Origin of the sequence: Treponema sp. B152, assembly GCF_024181665.1 — a bacterium.
Taxonomy (GTDB): domain Bacteria; phylum Spirochaetota; class Spirochaetia; order Treponematales; family Treponemataceae; genus Treponema_B; species Treponema_B denticola.
Map to the genome: position 1 here is coordinate 1,687,939 of NZ_CP058668.1, position 15,462 is coordinate 1,703,400.

Sequence of the window (15,462 nt, forward strand, 5' to 3'; positions counted from 1 at the left end):
AAAAAAAAGTGTATTATATGAAACATAGAGTGATCTTATAACATCATTTAAGGAGTATGCAATGGATAAATATGTATGCGATTTGTGCGGATATGTGTATGATCCGGCTTTAGGCGATCCCGACGGCGGAATTGCTCCCGGAACCGCATTTGAAGATATACCTGATGATTGGGTATGCCCCCTTTGCGGAGTAGGAAAAGAAAGCTTTACAAAGGTGTGATGCTTTAAGGTATCAAAAACGGAGCCGGCTTTTAAAACAAGGCCGGCTTTATTCGTGCGGAGGGTTTAATACCCCGACGCTTGCGTCGTAACGAAGGGTATTAAAGCCGACTGCAACCACCTTATGAGAACATACAGTGCGAAACATTGAGTACTGTACCCCGACCTCGCGTCGGGGTTGTTGATTTATAAAAAAGTTTAATTTGGGAGAGAAGTTATGGAAATCAAAGATTTTATAAACACAATAGGTTATGACGGAAATTCTGCCATAGTAGATAAGGCAAGACTATCAAAAAATTCAAATAAAAATCTTGACCAACTTTTAGAAGCCGGAGCTTTTAGGGCTGCGGCAGCCTATGCCGTTTATACCGAATCCGATGAGGACCTTCAAAAGGTAGCTGATGAATATAATAAAATTTCCCATTCAAATTACAAAAAAGAACAAATCAAGAGGCTTTTCGGAGTCTCTAAGGTAGAAGTAAAAAAGAAATTAGTTTGGTAAGCAGCTTAACCTTTTAATTAATTTTATAATTAAGCAGAAAATAAAAAAGCCGTGCAGGGTACACCCAACCTTACACGGCTTTTTTTGTGATAGTTTTACGGGATTATTTTTCGCTCAAAAGCATGGTTTTAGCATCAAAAGAAGATCCGGTATCGGAAGCTCCGTTTCCGTGTTCCTTTAATGCCTTAATCCTTACAAAATCCCCGTCATTTTCAAGATAGAGAAGTACATCAATATCATCAATATACTTCTTCAAGCTCTCATCTATTTCAAACGAAGTAACATCTGCAGCAGCCGTATACCAAACGGCAACCCCCATTTCCTTGGCAAAGGCCTTCATGTCCTTCATTGCTTCGGGCAGAGCCTTTGCAAAGTTAAAGTCGTCAATCATAACTACTGACGGCTTTGAGCCTCCTTCGGACAAAGCCCTGATTGTCTTTAAAATCTGAGTAGTTCTAACCGTATCTTGGTTAAAGTTTAAAACAATTCTCTTTGAAAAGGCCTGAGCCTTTACCTCTTGAGCATCGCCGAGGTTCTTTTTCTTTGAGAGTTCATTAAACATATCGTTATACCAAGTTATGGCATAGTCTACATGCTGACTGAACGATATATGAACAACAGGTTTGTCCTGTAATAGTTTATCCAAACCGAACTGAACTAAAATAGATGTTTTTCCCACACCTTTTTTTGATGTAACAACACCTACCTCACCTGCTGCCAAGCCGCCGCCGAGAGCTTTTTCAAGTTTTCTCATCGGGCTTTTTTCAATCAAATCTTCTTTAAGCATTACAGAGCCTCCTTATTTTTTTTCTGCAAGCCGTTTAGCTTCGTATTCTTTTATCAGTTCTTCCGAAATACTTGCCGGAGCCTTGCCGTACTTGGCAAATTCCATAGAGTATTCCGCCTTTCCCTGTGTTGAAGAACGCAAGATGGTAGAAAACCCGAACATTTCGCTTAACGGAACTTCGGCATCTACACGGGTAAAGTTATCGTCTTCAGTTGATGAAATAATAATTCCGCGTCTTTGATTAATAAGACCGAAGATATTACCTTGGAATTCCTGAGGTCCTTCAATAGAAACCTTCATAATGGGCTCAAGAATTGCAGGTTTTGCAGCCTTGTAAGCCTCACGGAAGGCACCGATTGCAGCAGCTTGGAAGGCCATATCCGAGGAGTCTACCGGGTGGGACTGTCCGTCATTTATAGTAACCTTAGTTCCGACAATCGGGAATCCGATGAGGGTACCCCTCTTGATAGCTTCTTTAAAGCCCTTATCGCAAGAAGGTATAAATTCCGAAGGAATTGCTCCTCCCTTTATCTGATTGTCAAACTCATAATCCTGTTCGGTAATGGGTTCAATAAAGCCTGCAACACGGCCGAACTGACCGGAACCGCCTGTCTGCTTTTTGTGAGTATAGTTAAAGTCTGCCCTCTGGGTAATAGCTTCTCTGTAAGCAACCTGAGGCATACCTGTTTCAACATCACACTTATATTCTCTCTTCATTCGCTCGATATAAACTTCCAAGTGGAGCTCGCCCATACCCTGAATAATGGTCTGGTTTGATTCCTTGTCTACATAGCTTCTGAAAGTCGGGTCTTCTTTTGTAAAGCGGTTAAGAGCCTTGGACATTTGATCGGCAGCCTGCTTATCTTTCGGTGTAAGAGAAAGAGAGATAACGGGATCCGGAACATACATGGAGCTCATTGCATAATTTAAATTACCTCCGCAGAATGTATCTCCCGAAGCACAGTCAATACCGAAAAGAGCTACGATGTCACCGGGACCGCCTTCGTTAATATCTTCCATACTTGCAGAGTTCATTCGAACCAAGCGTCCTACCTTAAACTTCTTTTTGGCGCGGGTATTAAAAAGCTCCTCACCTTTCTTTAAAGTTCCTTGATAAACTCGGACATAAGTAAGCTGTCCGTATTTTCCGTCTTCAAGTTTAAAGCCTAGTGCAACGACGGGAGCATTTTCATCCGTACCGAGAACGACGGGCTTTTCATTTTCATCAATATCTAAAGCCGTATTTTCAATTTCTGTCGGATCGGGGAGATAATAACCTACGGCATCCAAAAGGGGCTGGATACCCTTATTTTTATAAGCTGAACCGAGGAAGACGGGAACAAACTGCTCTGCAAGGGTTCCCTTTCTTACGGCAGCTCTTATCATTTCTTCGGTTTCGGCACCTTCCAAAAAGGCTTCTGCCAATTCATCGGAGAACATGGTAGCGGCATCAATCATTTCTTCCCTGTATTTTTGGGCATCGGCTAAAAGATGCTGGGGGATTTCGGCCATGCGGATTTGGGTACCATTTTCGCCTTCAAAATACATAGCCTTCATGGTAACAAGGTCTACAACGCCTTCAAGCTTATCTTCCAAACCTATGGGAATCTGCATCATATAAGCATTGAGACCTAACTTTTCCCTAAGCTGCATTCTAACTTTAAACGGGTTAGCACCGGTTCTGTCGCACTTATTTACAAATGCAATTCGGGGAACATGGTAGCGTTTTAACTGTCTGTCAACAGTGATAGATTGGGACTGAACACCTCCGACAGAACAAAGAACCAAGATAGCTCCGTCCAAAACGCGTAAAGAACGCTCAACCTCAATCGTGAAGTCTACGTGCCCGGGAGTGTCAATTACGTTAACCGTATAATCCTTCCATTTAACCTGAGTTGAAGCTGACTGAATCGTGATACCTCGTTCCTTTTCAAGCTCCATATTATCCATCGTAGCACCCACACCGTCTTTTCCGCGGACCTCGTGTAAAGCATGAATTCTATCACAATAAAAAAGAATTCGTTCCGAAAGAGTTGTTTTACCGGAGTCAATGTGAGCACTAATACCGATATTTCTCATCTTAGAAATATCATTACCCATAATCAATACCTCATCTTTATAGATTTTTAGGAGCAAACTGCCGAGTTTCTCCTAAATGATTTTATAAAACCGAAAAGTCATAATACTTTTCAAGATACAAGACGTTACAGTATAATAAAAAAAAGAATAATATACAAGGGGGTCGATGAAAAATGTACATCCTCAGTCCTTTTTTAATCTTCATGGCGGATAAAATATTTACAAAAAAAGGGAGTCCGTATTCCGAACTCCCCTTTGAACTACCACCTGAAGTGTGCAAAAGCTTTGTTTGCTTCGGCCATTCTGTGAACTTCTTCCTTCTTTTTGAAGGCTGTTCCGGTGTTGTTGTATGCATCGATCAGCTCTGAAGCCAATCTTTCGGACATCTCATGACCGCTTCTTTTTCGAGCAGCGCCGATAATCCAGCGCATAGCCAAGGCTTCTCGCCTTCCCTCCGGAATGTCCATCGGAACCTGATAAGTGGCACCTCCGACTCGGCGGGATTTTACTTCAACAACAGGTTTTACGTTGTCCAAGGCCTTTGAAAAAACGGCCAATGGTTCTTCGCCGGTCTTTTCCTTGATTTTATCAAAAGAATCGTACATGATTTTTGTAGTAATGCTCTTTTTCCCTGAAAGCATCATTCTTCCGATAAAGCGGGTAACTACCACGCTATTGTACTTGCTGTCGGGAGCAACAGGGCGTCTTGCAGTAATTTTTCCTCTACCCATTTTTTACTCCTTAAGCCTTGGGCCTCTTGGCTCCGTACTTGGAGCGGCCTCGTTTTCTGTCTTCTACACCGAGAGCGTCTTTAGTACCGCGTATAATGTGATAGCGTACACCCGGGAGGTCCTTAACACGTCCGCCTCTTACGAGAACAACGGAGTGTTCCTGCAAGTTGTGTCCGATACCGGGAATATAAGCGGTTACTTCGATTCCGTTACTTAAACGAATACGGGCAACCTTTCTTAAGGCCGAGTTCGGTTTTTTAGGCGTAATCGTCTTAACGCTGGTGCAAACACCGCGCTTTTGGGGACAAGACTGCAAAGCAGGACTCTTTGTCTTAACTGCAGCAGATTTGCGTCCCTTTTTTATCAATTGATTAATTGTAGGCATAAGCCTTATCTCCTTAATTTATCCGCCAGCACTACGGAATATCAGAAAGTACAGTATAACATAAATTTTAAAAAAAAGTCAATGCCGTAAACAGGCGTTTTTAATTAAATCTCCCCGGAGGCTTCGGAGGATGCTTTTTTGCATAAATTGTCTTAAAAAGGTGCTTTAAACTTAAAATGGGACGTTTAAATAAAAGTCTCGGTCCTGCATACCTCATTACCTTTTTTATTTTTTCACGCATATCTCTTTTATAGCAATGCACAGGACAGACATTGCAAAAAGGTTTTTTTTCATCATTTTTTCGATAAATGCAGGTTTCAATCCTCTTTGATGCATATAAAAAAAGCTCATCAAGCTCCTCATCACTCATTTCTCTTCCTTTAAAAGAGCGGTACATATCTATCATAATAGCAATGAGCTTTTTTTCTTGTTCTTTTTTATCTTTGTTCAACACAACCCGCATCTGCTTTTATTGCCGATTTTTCATCATCCGGAAGAGTTTTTATCTTAAAGATAAATACGTAATATTTAGCCAAAAATACACAGGCTATTAAGATTCGGGCATAGGGCTTAGCCGAAAAATAAAAAGCGGCTGCAAGCATGATTGAGGCAAAGGAAAGTATGATAAGCTTGTTTTTTAAAGTCATACCCTTTTTTTCGTAAAAGCTTTGAATGTATTTTTTATGAAAAGATGTGCTCATAAACCATTGTTTTAGTCTTTCCGAGCCCTTAGCAAAGCATACGACTGTTACTAAAAAAAAGGGCGTTGTCGGTAAAATAGGCATAATAATACCTATAACTCCAAGGCCCAGACAAATAAAACCCAGCACAATCCAAAAAATATTTATTATCTTCATAATCCTCACACCTTTAGTTAGTCGTAATTTACGTTATTTTTTAATTTTTATCAAGTAATCAGGTTTGGAAGTTTTTTCAAGATGCCCGGCCCTAAGTCCGCGATTTTTTTAGTAAAAAGATACTTAAAATAGAGAATATAAAAATAGGCGTCCACGCTCCTGCAAGGGGCGAGATATATTCCCACTTGGCACTTAACATAGTAACCATTTCCGTAACGTAAAAAAGAGTTGCTATTCCCAAACTGAATAAGATACTCATCAGCAGGATATTCTTTTTAAATTTGCCGCCCAAAGAAATCGAAAAAAACAAGACTATAAAAATAGTAAACGGAAACGAAAAGCGCCTGTGATATTTTGAAAGAGCCTCATAATACGGAAGGCCGTTTTTTTTAAGGGCAGCAATAAATTCTTTTGCTTCCGAAATTCTCATTTCATCGACCGAGCTTAGATTTTTTTGAAAATTAGAAGGAGGCTCTGAAAGAATTATATTATCCGGAATATGGTTCAAACAGCTCACAATATTTTTTTCATCAAATCGGTAAACTTCAGCACTGTCAGTAGTCCAGCGGTCTTCATTCCAGACCATATGAGAGCTTTTAATAACCAACGATAAATTTCCATCCTCGTCACGGATTATTATGTAGGCATTTGCAAGAGTTTGATTTTCTGCATTAAAATAATCGGCCGTGTATACGATTTTTCCGAGTTCGGATAAAATTACCAAGTCTTGAGTATCCAAACTTTCTTCTTCTTGCAAAAGTTTTTTTGAAAGCTGCGTTTTTTCATAAAAATACTTTATAACCACATTGTCTTCAAAAAAAATCATCCCTACAGAAAAACAGAGCCCCAAAACCAAAAGAGGAAGGGTAAAACGGCCTAACGATATTCCCGCCGAAAATATCGATGTAAGTTCATTTTGTGCATATAAATTTCCCATGGTGTAAGAGCCGGCAAAAAGAATTGCCAAGGGCACGGAATAAGCAATACATTTAGGAATGTAGAGCCACATAACTTTTACAATATCTTTAAACTGTGCTCCATTTTGAAGATAGGCAACTATATTGGCAAATAAGTCTCCCAACTGTAAAAGCAAGACAAAAAAAAGCATTGCAACAACGAAGGTTGGTATAAAAAGTTTAAGCAAGTATCTTTGAAGCAGCCTCATTTTAACAACCTCTTTATTGCAATCACAGCCGTGCAGATTACCAACAAAACATTCGGAAACCACATTACAAGGGCTCCGTTTATATTTAGGCCAGATTCAAGGCAGAGCATTTGCCCTCCTATCAAAAAGGCCCAATAAGCAACTGAAATTAAAAGCCCCACTATAAAACCCGTACTCTGATCATAGGTCTTACCGGCACGGCTTATAGCAAAAGCCAACAATACAAAAAAGAAGGCACCGAAGGGAACAGAAAATTTACGGTGAAGCTCCATAATATAGATATTCAAAAGACGCGGACTTGTATCACCGGCTTCCTTTTTTTGCTTTATATCTTTTATTAGGTCATAAGAAGTCATCTTGTCGGGACCTGAACTTGAAATAAACTTAGGGGCAACATCCTTTGCAAGAACATTGTAGGTTATACTTTCCCCATAGACAACATCAAATTTAGATCTATTGTTTAAATCCAAATTTAAAAGACGGGGATTGAGCATTTCAAGCTGCATGATAATCGATCTGTCGTTGGATTTTTTTACATCGGTTTGAGATGAAGATAAAAATCTTTTCGCTCCTCTCTGACTTGAATCGATTATTAAAAGATCATGGATTGAATTATCCTTTATCAAGCCGGAAACAACTATTGAATTTTCATTACGCTTAACCGAATAAGACTCAAGTTCGAGGGCCGGAGTCGAAGAAGCAATATTGTAAAGCACCTCGTTAAATTTTATTGTCCCGCGCGGAATCAAAATATCGTTTGTTATAAACGAACCTACCGAAACAAAAACTCCTAAAGCAAAAACCGGAATCAAAATAAAGGAGGTCGAAATTCCTAGAGCATTCATCGAAATAAATTCATGGTCTGCCGAAAAGCGGCCTAAGCACATGAGTGTTCCTATCAAGGCTGCATATGGAGCTGTTGTAGCTATTATAAACGGAAGAGAATAAAACAAGAGCAATAAAACATCTTTTGTGGGAGCCTTTTTAGATAGGATTTCTTCTGCCATTAAAAGAATCTGATTTACAAAAAAAATAAAAAAGAAAAACAAAAAAGAAACTATAAAATATAAAAGGAGTTCTTTAAAAACATATACAAAGATTGTTTTATGATTAAATGACAGACCTCTCATAAACTACGCTCTTTTTAATCATGCTATTCCCGTAGAACCGTAGCCCCCTGCTCCGCGTTCGGTATTGGAAAGCTCATCCTTTTGAACAAAATCAGCCTGAATAGCTTGGGCAATAACGGCTTGGGCGATGCGGTCCCCGTTTTCTATTTTAAAGTCTTCATTTCCGAGATTTATTAAAAGAACGGCGAGCTCTCCGCGGTAGTCCGAATCTACAGTGCCGGGAGTGTTTAAGACGGTAATGCCGTGTTTTAGTGCAAGCCCCGATCGGGGACGCACTTGAAGCTCAATTCCCTTAGGTAATTCAACCGAAAGGCCTGTAGGAATTAAGCATCTTTGCATGGGTTTTAAGATAATAGGTTCTTCAATAAGGGCCCGCAAATCCGCTCCGGCAGATCCGCTTGTTTTGTATTCCGGTAAAAGGGCTCCTTCTTTTAACTTTGTAAAAACTTCCATTTACAATCTCCTAAAATCACCATGCGCAAAATTTAAAAGCATGGGCCGAGTGATCGGCTCCATGCTCCGTTTTATTTGGAACGATCTTCAAGAGCATCGACATAAGAAAGGTTGAGCCTTCCGAGCTTATCGATTTCCAAAAGTTTAACGGGTATTTCCTGTCCTTCTTTAAGCACATCCGAAACCTTTTCGACTCTGGAGCGTGAAAGTTTTGAAATATGGCAAAGACCTTCTTTTCCGGGAAGTATTTCAACAAAGGCACCGAAGTCCATAATCTTTTTTACGGTTCCGTCATAGACCATTCCGACTTCGGGATCGCTTGTGATGCCCTTAACAATACTCTTTGCGCCTTTAAGATCCGAAGTTCCGTCCTTGCCGTAAATGGTTACGGTACCGTCATTTTCGGTATTGATTGTTACATTATACTTATCCGAAATGGCTTTTACATTCTTTCCGCCGGGGCCGATTAGTGCACCGATCTTGTCTTCGGGTATTGTCATCATCTCAACCCTTGGAGCATATTGGGAAAGTTCCGCATTGGGAGCGGAAATACACTGGTTCATTATGCCGAGAATGTGCATTCTTCCTTCTTTGGCCTGTGCAAGGGCATTTTTCATAATTTCAGGCGAAACACCTGCAATCTTTATGTCCATCTGGAAGCCCGTAATTCCGTCGGCCGTACCTGCAACCTTAAAGTCCATATCGCCTAAGTGATCTTCTTCTCCAAGAATGTCGGAAAGAATAGCGTAGCGGTCGTTTCCTTCGGTGATAAGACCCATGGCAATACCGGCAACCGGCTTTTTCATGGGAACGCCTGCATGAAGCATAGAAAGGGTTCCCGAACATACGGTAGCCATCGAAGAAGAACCGTTTGATTCCAAGACCTCCGAAACAACACGGACCGTATAGGGGAATTTTTCCCTTTCGGGAACCATCGGATAAAGGGAGCGGTGTGCAAGGTTTCCGTGCCCGATTTCCCTTCGGCCCGTTCCGAGCCTTCCGACCTCTCCAACAGAGAAGGGCGGGAAATTATAGTGAAGAATAAAGTTTTCTCTTCTGTCGCCCTCGATGTCATCATATATCTGTTCGTCAAAGACTGTTCCTATAGTTACAACACCCAAGGACTGGGTTTCGCCTCGTGTAAAGACGGCCGAACCGTGGGGACGGGGAAGAACTCCGATTTCGCAAGTAATGGGACGAATGTCCTTAGTGCCTCTTCCGTCAACTCGCAAGCCCTTGTCCAAGATATTGGTTCTTAAAATATTATACTCCATCTCTTCAAAGAGGGCATTAAAAAGTTTAAGCTGAATTTCGTCTTCAAGCTGTTCGGCATATTTTTCGGCCAATTCTTTTTTTACCTTGTCCGATTCTTCGCGGCGTTCCATCTTTGTTGAAAGATAGAGGGTTTTACTTAAACGGGGGAAGGCTTCGTCATAAATTGCCTGTTTATTTTCAAGCTCGGCTTCAAGAGGAACGAGGGGAAGTTTTTCTTTTCCTGCAAGTTCGCGTAAATCTTCCTGCATCTTGCAAAGAGCCTTGATCATTTCATGGGCTTTTTCCAAGGCTGTGAGCATTACCTCTTCGGAAACCTCGTTAGCACCGCCTTCGACCATCGTAATGCCCTCTTTTGTTCCGGCAACTACAATTTCCATATCGGCCGTTTCAATTTGGCTAAATGTCGGGTTTATAATGTATTCGCCGTTTTTATAGGCGACACGGGCCGCTGCAACGGGGCCGTCAAATGGTATATCCGAAATATGAACGGCTGCAGAGCTTGCGATAACTGCAAGGATGTCGGGCGGGTTTATCATATCCGTTGAAATACATGTAGGAACCAGCTGAATTTCACGCCCGAATTCTTTGTTAAATAAGGGGCGCATGGGCCTGTCTATAAGACGGGAAACAAGGATTTCTTTATCCTTAGGTCTACCCTCTCTTTTTATAAAGCCTCCGGGGATTTTTCCGGCTGCATAATATTTTTCGTTATAATCAACCGTTAGGGGGACATAGTCTAAACCTTCCTGAGCCTGTCCCGATGCACAGATTGTAGCTAAAATTGCGGAACCGGCATATTCCGCATAAATAGAACCGTTGGCCTGTTTTGCCAAATAACCGGTTTCTAAAATTAAATCATGTTCGCCGATTTTATAAGTTACTCTTTTTCTCATCATTTTTTCTCTTTGAAAATCTCTTCTTTAAAATTACGTTAATTTTAAAACTCAATAAATAAAGATAAAGGCGCAAGGACAAGAATTCAGTCTTTCTGCCCCTGCACCTTATCAAACTACTTTCTAAGGTTAAGCTCTTTAAGAATAGTTCTATAACCTTCAATGTCTGTTCTGCGGTAGTATTTAAGCAAACTGCGTCTATGACCTACCATGCTGATCAAACCTCTTCGGCTGCCTGCATCTTTAGGATGATCCTTGCAGTGGTTTGTCAACTGGTTAATTTTTTCGGTCAATAAGGCAATCTGCACCTTTACATCGCCTGTGTCTTTTTCGCTTGCACCGAATTTCTTTACGATCGATGCTTTTTGTTCTTTAGTAACTGCCATTACTTACTCCTTACAAATAAATTCTATAGTGTCAAAATTATTAAGGTCTTTTAGATCAAAAGCTTTTGAATCCTTTTCAGGAAAACCCAAGAGCAGCCCGTCGTCATTTATAAGGCAATGAGCTTCTTGTTCTTGTCTGTCTGTTTTTTGAACCAAGACCCTATATTTCCCGCTTTGCGGAAGAATCTGCGATATATATGCCTTGGGAGCAAAAATGCTGTTTTTGTCCTTTACCTCCCACGGCAAACTTACGAAATCAAATAAAAAAGGATAACCCAAAAGCTCTTTTGCAAGGGAAAAATCCCCTAAACGTACAGCCTCCCTGATAGCACTGGAGCTAATCTTAAGGGAACCTCGATTCACGGGATCGATGGAATCAAAGCAAAAGCCTTTCTGAGGGGCGATTTTTTTTAAATCGTCGACCCCCAATCCTCGGCGATATCCGCAGAAAAAATCGCTGCCTACAGCCAAATACTTCATACGGATAGTCTTTATAAGAATATCAAAGAACGCAGTTCCTTCTATTTTAGCAAAACTTGCAGAAAAGTCAATAAGTACAATGAAATGAAAACCTAATTCCTGAAACTTTTTTAATCTTAGCCTGAGCGATGAAACATCACCCGAATAAGCCTTATTTTTTACTGCTGCCGGCGAGCGGAAAAAAGTAACAAGCCCCGGAACAAGGGCATTTTCGGCTGCATAGGTCAACACCTGCCGTAAAAGCTTATCATGGCCTTTATGGGGGCCGTCAAAACCGCCCACACTAATCGCTGTTTCTTTTCCTTCGGGGAAAAAATCCGAACCCGTTAAAACAGACTGAGCTGCTTCAACAAGCCCCTCCCACGAAATTATCTTAAAATCATCCATTACTACAGAGCGGATTATATCTTTTTTTCTATTTTGTTTCAAGAGGAGGACTTATACTTATTCCCGCTTTTGGGCTTAGATTGAAGTTTGAATATTTTTCTTGATTCCTATTGCAAAAGTCAAAAAAGTTTTATACTATAGATATATGAAAAAGACTATTTTAATTACCGGCGCTTCAGGCTCCATGGGCTCTGAAGTTTTAAAACAAATTGCCGAAACCGGAAAACACGATATTACCATAATCTTGCGAGAAAAAAAAGCCAATATACGCTTAGCTAAATCTTTAAAAAAAAGATATCCTGATATTTTAAAAATTATTTTCGGGGACTTATCAATCTTTGCCGACTGCGAAAGAGCCGTCGAAAATGCCGATTATATAATCCATTGTGCTGCGATAATTCCTCCCGTAATAGACCACAATCCCGATGCAGGCTATAAATCAAACTTTTTAGGCACCTTAAATTTGATAAATGCCGCAAAAAAAACGCCCCAAAAAGACAGAATAAAATTCATTCATATAGGAACTGTCGCTCAATACGGGAATAGAACTTTCAAACACCCATGGATAAGAACCGGGGACCCTTTAATAGGTTCAGCCTTTGACTTTTACGGGGCCACTAAGATTATGGCCGAGCGGGAAGTAATAGAATCGGGCCTAAAGTATTGGGTTTCATTGAGACAGTCGGGAGTTTTATACGATGATATTATGCTTAAAAACATGGATGACGGCCTTATGTTCCACACAGGCTGGAATACTCCGATAGAATGGGCAACAGCCCGCACCTCAGGCCTCATGCTTAAAAACCTCATCGAAAAAGATACAGGCGGCACCTTGCCCGAAGATTTTTGGAAGAGGGTCTATAATATAGGAAACGGAAAAGAAGCACGGGTTACCGGTTATGAAACCCTCGACCGAGGCTTTAAACTTATGGGCAGATCGGCAAAGGAGATTTTTAAGCCCCATTGGAATGCGGCCCGCAACTTTCACTGCGGCTGGTTCTATGATTCCCGTATTTTAAATGATTATCTTGACTTTCAATATGAAGGCTTTGAGGACTTTTTTAAAAAACTCGATAAAAAATTTTGGTATTTTAAGCTGGGAAAACCATTTCCGCGTCTTATTAGAAAATTTGCCATAGAACCTCTTTTAAAAACAAGCAATGCTCCTCTTTATTGGATTAAGCACAATTTTGAAGGCAGAATAAAGGCTTTTTTCGGCTCGAAAGAAGACTTTGAAAAAATCCCTCAAAACTGGAAAGAATATAAGCTTTTATCGGAAAACAAAAATCCGAAAACGGGAGAAATGCTGAACTATTCCGAATTAAAAGACGAAAAAAAAGCCGCTTCTTTTTTGCTGAATCACGGCTATGACGAATCAAAAAAAGAAAGCGAACTCGATATAAGCGATCTAAGGGAAGCTGCCCGTTTTAGGGGCGGCGAATGTTTAAGCACAGAAATGAAAAAGGGAGGCCTCTACACTCCGCTTGAGTGGAGCTGTGCTTACGGCCATAAATTTAAAGCGAGCCCCTTCCTCGTTCTAAAAACAGGCCACTGGTGCCCCGAATGTGCATGTCCTCCATGGAATTTTGATGAACAGGCAAAGAAAGTTCCTTTTTATGCCCAGATTTGGTATGACGATCACAGACCCGATGAAAACAATTTTTATGATAAGGACTGTTTTAGGGATATTTTAGCTTCTAATTCTGCAATCTCCTGAAACGGTTTTTATAAAAAGCCGCGGGCTGTCCGTTTTATAGACATCGTATATTTTCTTTTCGGCAGACGAGCCGGTAAAACTATTTTTATAATCGCCCGACGATGAATTAAAATCGCATGAAAAGCCGGTTATATCTTTTGGTAAATATATTGAAAAGTCTCCTGAAGTACTGCTAAATGTAGAATCGTTTTTAGGTGCGGATAAAAACCTTAATTTAAAATCTCCCGATACGGAAGTTCCGGCAAATCCGTAAATGAATGCTTCTCCTCTTATGTCGCCTGATTTTGTATTAAATTCAAATTGATTTTCAATCTTGGAATTTCTAAAAATCACATCACCGCTGACACTTTTAAAATGTAAATTCTTTAGTGTAATATCATAAATCCTAATATCCGAAGAAGTACTCTCTATAAAGGCACTTATTGTATTTTCAGCACTACCGTTTCCGGCATTCTCTGCAATATATAACTCGGCACTCGGTATGGAAATTTCGATTCTATGCGAATAATCCCAACCGAAAAAAAATCGTTTTTTTTCGGTTTCAAAAGCCTTAATAATGAGAGCATCTTTTTCTTTTTTTATTTCGGGAAGTTTTTTATTTTCTTCGATGCCGATAATTTTTACTATAATTTTATCATCGTTACTCGGAATAAATTTTATGTCTTCACTTATAAGCGATGCTTTTATAAAACGTATTTCGTTTATATCAAATTGCATTTCTTTTAACACGGAAGTATGTGGATTAAATTTTCCGTTTATAATGCCGAATCTCATAAAATCTTTATATCCTAACCGGTTAAATCTGCGTAATTCATTTGTAAAAAAAGCAATGACTGCAAAAGCCAAACAAAACCACGCAAGTGCCAAAATAATATTTTTTTTCATTTGCTTTCCTCATTTTTATAATTAGACCAAATAATAAGCAATTTTACGCCTTGCCAAACAGCTATGGCGGCAATAAAAATAAGCCATGAAATATGCCATGCGTGTGTGTAAAAACTTACGGCCAAATAAACGAGCGGAACTAATGTCCAATAAAATTTTTCAAGCGATGTTAAAAAATAGTTTTTATTAGGCCCGTAATTATCATGCGAAAATATTTTTTCTTCTTTTTTGAAATAAGATTGAACTTCACTTGGAGTACTCATATTTACATAAATTAAAATGGAGGTTGCAACAGCCGCCATAGAAAGCAGCAGCACAACACCAATATTGGCATAACGAGACGTTGATAGAAAAATAAGCACGGCAGGCGAAAGCATATACAGTGCTACGGCAATCGAGGTAAGAAAGCCTTTGCGTTTGCGTTCTTTATCGATTTTTTCGGTAATCTCTTTATCCGGTAAAACCGTTTTAATAAGTTCATCGACATCTCCAAGTCCTGCAATAGCAAACCCGTAAGCCTCATGTTCGGATTTGCCTTCTGCCAGCAATGCTTCAAACCTATCATTTAAGTTTGCCAAAATTTCATTCCGCAGCTCAATAGCTTTGCGGCTTTGAGGGACTCCTTCAAAAAGAAGCCCTACATAGTTTTTAATTTTTTCGTTCATTTTCTTCTCCTATGAAAACTTTTTGCAGCAAATAGCAATTTGCGAAAAAAGCGAGGTGCTATTTGTGCCGAGCTGTTTATCACATCTCCCTATAATTCAAGTAAACCGGAAATAGCAGCGGAAAATTCTTCCCAATCGTTTACATTTTCACGGTACAACTTTTTCCCCGTTTTTGTGATTGAATAATACCGCCTTCGGGCACCTGTATCGCCATCACCCCAATAGGAAGTTAAAAGTCCTGCCGCTTCCAACCGTCTAAAGGCAGTGTACAATGTTGCTTCGGTAAGTTGAAATAAGGATGAACTCTTTTGATGAATTTGTTTATTTATTTCATAACCGTAACTGTCCTTAGAATACAGCCGGCCTAAAATAAGCGTATCGGTAAGTCCGCGTAATATCTCCTGTTTGTTTAACATAAGTATATTATAACATAATATACATAACCTGTCAAGGTATCTAAAGTAAA

At 40.0% G+C, this 15,462-nt stretch carries 18 protein-coding genes; 3 read left to right on the top strand and 15 right to left on the bottom strand.

Translation table 11 applies throughout. The annotated features are described in order from the left end of the window. Positions 1-61: 61 nt before the first annotated feature. The gene (gene rd, locus HYB91_RS07835) at positions 62-220 is read left to right on the top strand and encodes a rubredoxin (RefSeq protein WP_002670545.1); all 159 of its coding nucleotides are present in this window, start codon (positions 62-64) and stop codon (positions 218-220) included. Positions 221-436: 216 nt separating this feature from the next. Continuing rightward, entirely contained in the window at positions 437-721 is a 285-nt protein-coding gene (locus tag HYB91_RS07840) for a hypothetical protein (RefSeq protein ID WP_002677523.1), read from the top strand. Positions 722-824: 103 nt separating this feature from the next. Here HYB91_RS07840 and HYB91_RS07845 read toward each other — a convergent pair whose 3' ends face one another. The 12 genes from HYB91_RS07845 to HYB91_RS07900 form a co-directional block, all read right to left on the bottom strand. Then, the gene (locus HYB91_RS07845; protein WP_002677522.1) at positions 825-1,508 is read right to left on the bottom strand and encodes a P-loop NTPase family protein; all 684 of its coding nucleotides are present in this window, start codon (positions 1,506-1,508) and stop codon (positions 825-827) included. Positions 1,509-1,520: 12 nt separating this feature from the next. Beyond that, positions 1,521-3,608 carry an elongation factor G gene (fusA, locus tag HYB91_RS07850; RefSeq protein WP_002677520.1) on the bottom strand — a complete coding sequence of 696 codons (2,088 nt, stop codon included), beginning with the start codon at positions 3,606-3,608 and terminating at the stop codon, positions 1,521-1,523. 239 nt (positions 3,609-3,847) lie between these two features. After that, positions 3,848-4,318, bottom strand: a complete 471-nt coding sequence (gene rpsG, locus HYB91_RS07855) for a 30S ribosomal protein S7 (RefSeq protein WP_002670537.1) — start codon at positions 4,316-4,318, stop codon at positions 3,848-3,850. 10 nt (positions 4,319-4,328) lie between these two features. Next, the gene (gene rpsL, locus HYB91_RS07860; protein ID WP_002670535.1) at positions 4,329-4,703 is read right to left on the bottom strand and encodes a 30S ribosomal protein S12; all 375 of its coding nucleotides are present in this window, start codon (positions 4,701-4,703) and stop codon (positions 4,329-4,331) included. A 100-nt stretch (positions 4,704-4,803) separates the two neighbouring features. Further along, complete coding sequence (locus HYB91_RS07865; RefSeq protein WP_002677518.1) at positions 4,804-5,166, bottom strand: nitrous oxide-stimulated promoter family protein; 363 nt, start codon at positions 5,164-5,166, stop codon at positions 4,804-4,806. Continuing rightward, positions 5,141-5,560, bottom strand: a complete 420-nt coding sequence (locus HYB91_RS07870) for a YbaN family protein (RefSeq protein ID WP_002677516.1) — start codon at positions 5,558-5,560, stop codon at positions 5,141-5,143. Before HYB91_RS07870 ends, HYB91_RS07865 begins: the two co-directional genes overlap by 26 nt. A gap of 91 nt (positions 5,561-5,651) precedes the next feature. Next, entirely contained in the window at positions 5,652-6,725 is a 1,074-nt protein-coding gene (locus tag HYB91_RS07875) for an LptF/LptG family permease (protein ID WP_002677514.1), read from the bottom strand. Next, entirely contained in the window at positions 6,722-7,855 is a 1,134-nt protein-coding gene (locus tag HYB91_RS07880) for an LptF/LptG family permease (RefSeq protein WP_002670521.1), read from the bottom strand. The genes HYB91_RS07875 and HYB91_RS07880 overlap by 4 nt, the downstream gene beginning before the upstream one ends. Positions 7,856-7,873: 18 nt before the next feature. Continuing rightward, positions 7,874-8,308, bottom strand: a complete 435-nt coding sequence (gene dut / locus HYB91_RS07885) for a dUTP diphosphatase (RefSeq protein WP_002670520.1) — start codon at positions 8,306-8,308, stop codon at positions 7,874-7,876. 71 nt (positions 8,309-8,379) lie between these two features. Continuing rightward, positions 8,380-10,476, bottom strand: coding sequence for a polyribonucleotide nucleotidyltransferase (gene pnp / locus HYB91_RS07890; protein ID WP_080612197.1), 2,097 nt, complete (start codon positions 10,474-10,476; stop codon positions 8,380-8,382). 116 nt (positions 10,477-10,592) lie between these two features. Next, a complete protein-coding gene (gene rpsO / locus HYB91_RS07895) occupies positions 10,593-10,862 on the bottom strand; it encodes a 30S ribosomal protein S15 (protein ID WP_002671840.1) in 270 nt (89 codons plus the stop codon). A gap of 3 nt (positions 10,863-10,865) precedes the next feature. Beyond that, positions 10,866-11,729, bottom strand: a complete 864-nt coding sequence (locus tag HYB91_RS07900) for an FAD synthetase family protein (protein WP_002677507.1) — start codon at positions 11,727-11,729, stop codon at positions 10,866-10,868. Between the two features lie 145 nt (positions 11,730-11,874). Between HYB91_RS07900 and HYB91_RS07905 the strand changes: the two genes are divergently transcribed. Then, on the top strand, positions 11,875-13,446 hold the full coding sequence (locus HYB91_RS07905; protein WP_002677506.1) for an NAD-dependent epimerase/dehydratase family protein: 1,572 nt from the start codon (positions 11,875-11,877) through the stop codon (positions 13,444-13,446). Here HYB91_RS07905 and HYB91_RS07910 read toward each other — a convergent pair. The 3 genes from HYB91_RS07910 to HYB91_RS07920 form a co-directional block, all read right to left on the bottom strand. Beyond that, on the bottom strand, positions 13,420-14,331 hold the full coding sequence (locus HYB91_RS07910; RefSeq protein WP_002677504.1) for a DUF4097 family beta strand repeat-containing protein: 912 nt from the start codon (positions 14,329-14,331) through the stop codon (positions 13,420-13,422). The genes HYB91_RS07905 and HYB91_RS07910 overlap by 27 nt on opposite strands. Continuing rightward, positions 14,328-14,996 carry a permease prefix domain 1-containing protein gene (locus HYB91_RS07915; protein ID WP_002677502.1) on the bottom strand — a complete coding sequence of 223 codons (669 nt, stop codon included), beginning with the start codon at positions 14,994-14,996 and terminating at the stop codon, positions 14,328-14,330. The genes HYB91_RS07910 and HYB91_RS07915 overlap by 4 nt, the downstream gene beginning before the upstream one ends. 89 nt (positions 14,997-15,085) lie before the next feature. After that, entirely contained in the window at positions 15,086-15,412 is a 327-nt protein-coding gene (locus HYB91_RS07920; protein ID WP_002670505.1) for a PadR family transcriptional regulator, read from the bottom strand. Positions 15,413-15,462 lie beyond the last annotated feature (50 nt).

Excerpts from the sequence above, each read along its gene's own strand:
- rd (WP_002670545.1), top strand. The coding sequence starts at position 62 with ATGGATAAATATGTATGCGATTTGTGCGGATATGTGTATGATCCGGCT.
- HYB91_RS07840 (WP_002677523.1), top strand. The coding sequence starts at position 437 with ATGGAAATCAAAGATTTTATAAACACAATAGGTTATGACGGAAATTCT.
- HYB91_RS07845 (WP_002677522.1), bottom strand. The coding sequence starts at position 1,508 with ATGCTTAAAGAAGATTTGATTGAAAAAAGCCCGATGAGAAAACTTGAA.
- fusA (WP_002677520.1), bottom strand. The coding sequence starts at position 3,608 with ATGGGTAATGATATTTCTAAGATGAGAAATATCGGTATTAGTGCTCAC.
- rpsG (WP_002670537.1), bottom strand. The coding sequence starts at position 4,318 with ATGGGTAGAGGAAAAATTACTGCAAGACGCCCTGTTGCTCCCGACAGC.
- rpsL (WP_002670535.1), bottom strand. The coding sequence starts at position 4,703 with ATGCCTACAATTAATCAATTGATAAAAAAGGGACGCAAATCTGCTGCA.
- HYB91_RS07865 (WP_002677518.1), bottom strand. The coding sequence starts at position 5,166 with ATGCGGGTTGTGTTGAACAAAGATAAAAAAGAACAAGAAAAAAAGCTC.
- HYB91_RS07870 (WP_002677516.1), bottom strand. The coding sequence starts at position 5,560 with ATGAAGATAATAAATATTTTTTGGATTGTGCTGGGTTTTATTTGTCTG.
- HYB91_RS07875 (WP_002677514.1), bottom strand. The coding sequence starts at position 6,725 with ATGAGGCTGCTTCAAAGATACTTGCTTAAACTTTTTATACCAACCTTC.
- HYB91_RS07880 (WP_002670521.1), bottom strand. The coding sequence starts at position 7,855 with ATGAGAGGTCTGTCATTTAATCATAAAACAATCTTTGTATATGTTTTT.
- dut (WP_002670520.1), bottom strand. The coding sequence starts at position 8,308 with ATGGAAGTTTTTACAAAGTTAAAAGAAGGAGCCCTTTTACCGGAATAC.
- pnp (WP_080612197.1), bottom strand. The coding sequence starts at position 10,476 with ATGAGAAAAAGAGTAACTTATAAAATCGGCGAACATGATTTAATTTTA.
- rpsO (WP_002671840.1), bottom strand. The coding sequence starts at position 10,862 with ATGGCAGTTACTAAAGAACAAAAAGCATCGATCGTAAAGAAATTCGGT.
- HYB91_RS07900 (WP_002677507.1), bottom strand. The coding sequence starts at position 11,729 with ATGGATGATTTTAAGATAATTTCGTGGGAGGGGCTTGTTGAAGCAGCT.
- HYB91_RS07905 (WP_002677506.1), top strand. The coding sequence starts at position 11,875 with ATGAAAAAGACTATTTTAATTACCGGCGCTTCAGGCTCCATGGGCTCT.
- HYB91_RS07910 (WP_002677504.1), bottom strand. The coding sequence starts at position 14,331 with ATGAAAAAAAATATTATTTTGGCACTTGCGTGGTTTTGTTTGGCTTTT.
- HYB91_RS07915 (WP_002677502.1), bottom strand. The coding sequence starts at position 14,996 with ATGAACGAAAAAATTAAAAACTATGTAGGGCTTCTTTTTGAAGGAGTC.
- HYB91_RS07920 (WP_002670505.1), bottom strand. The coding sequence starts at position 15,412 with ATGTTAAACAAACAGGAGATATTACGCGGACTTACCGATACGCTTATT.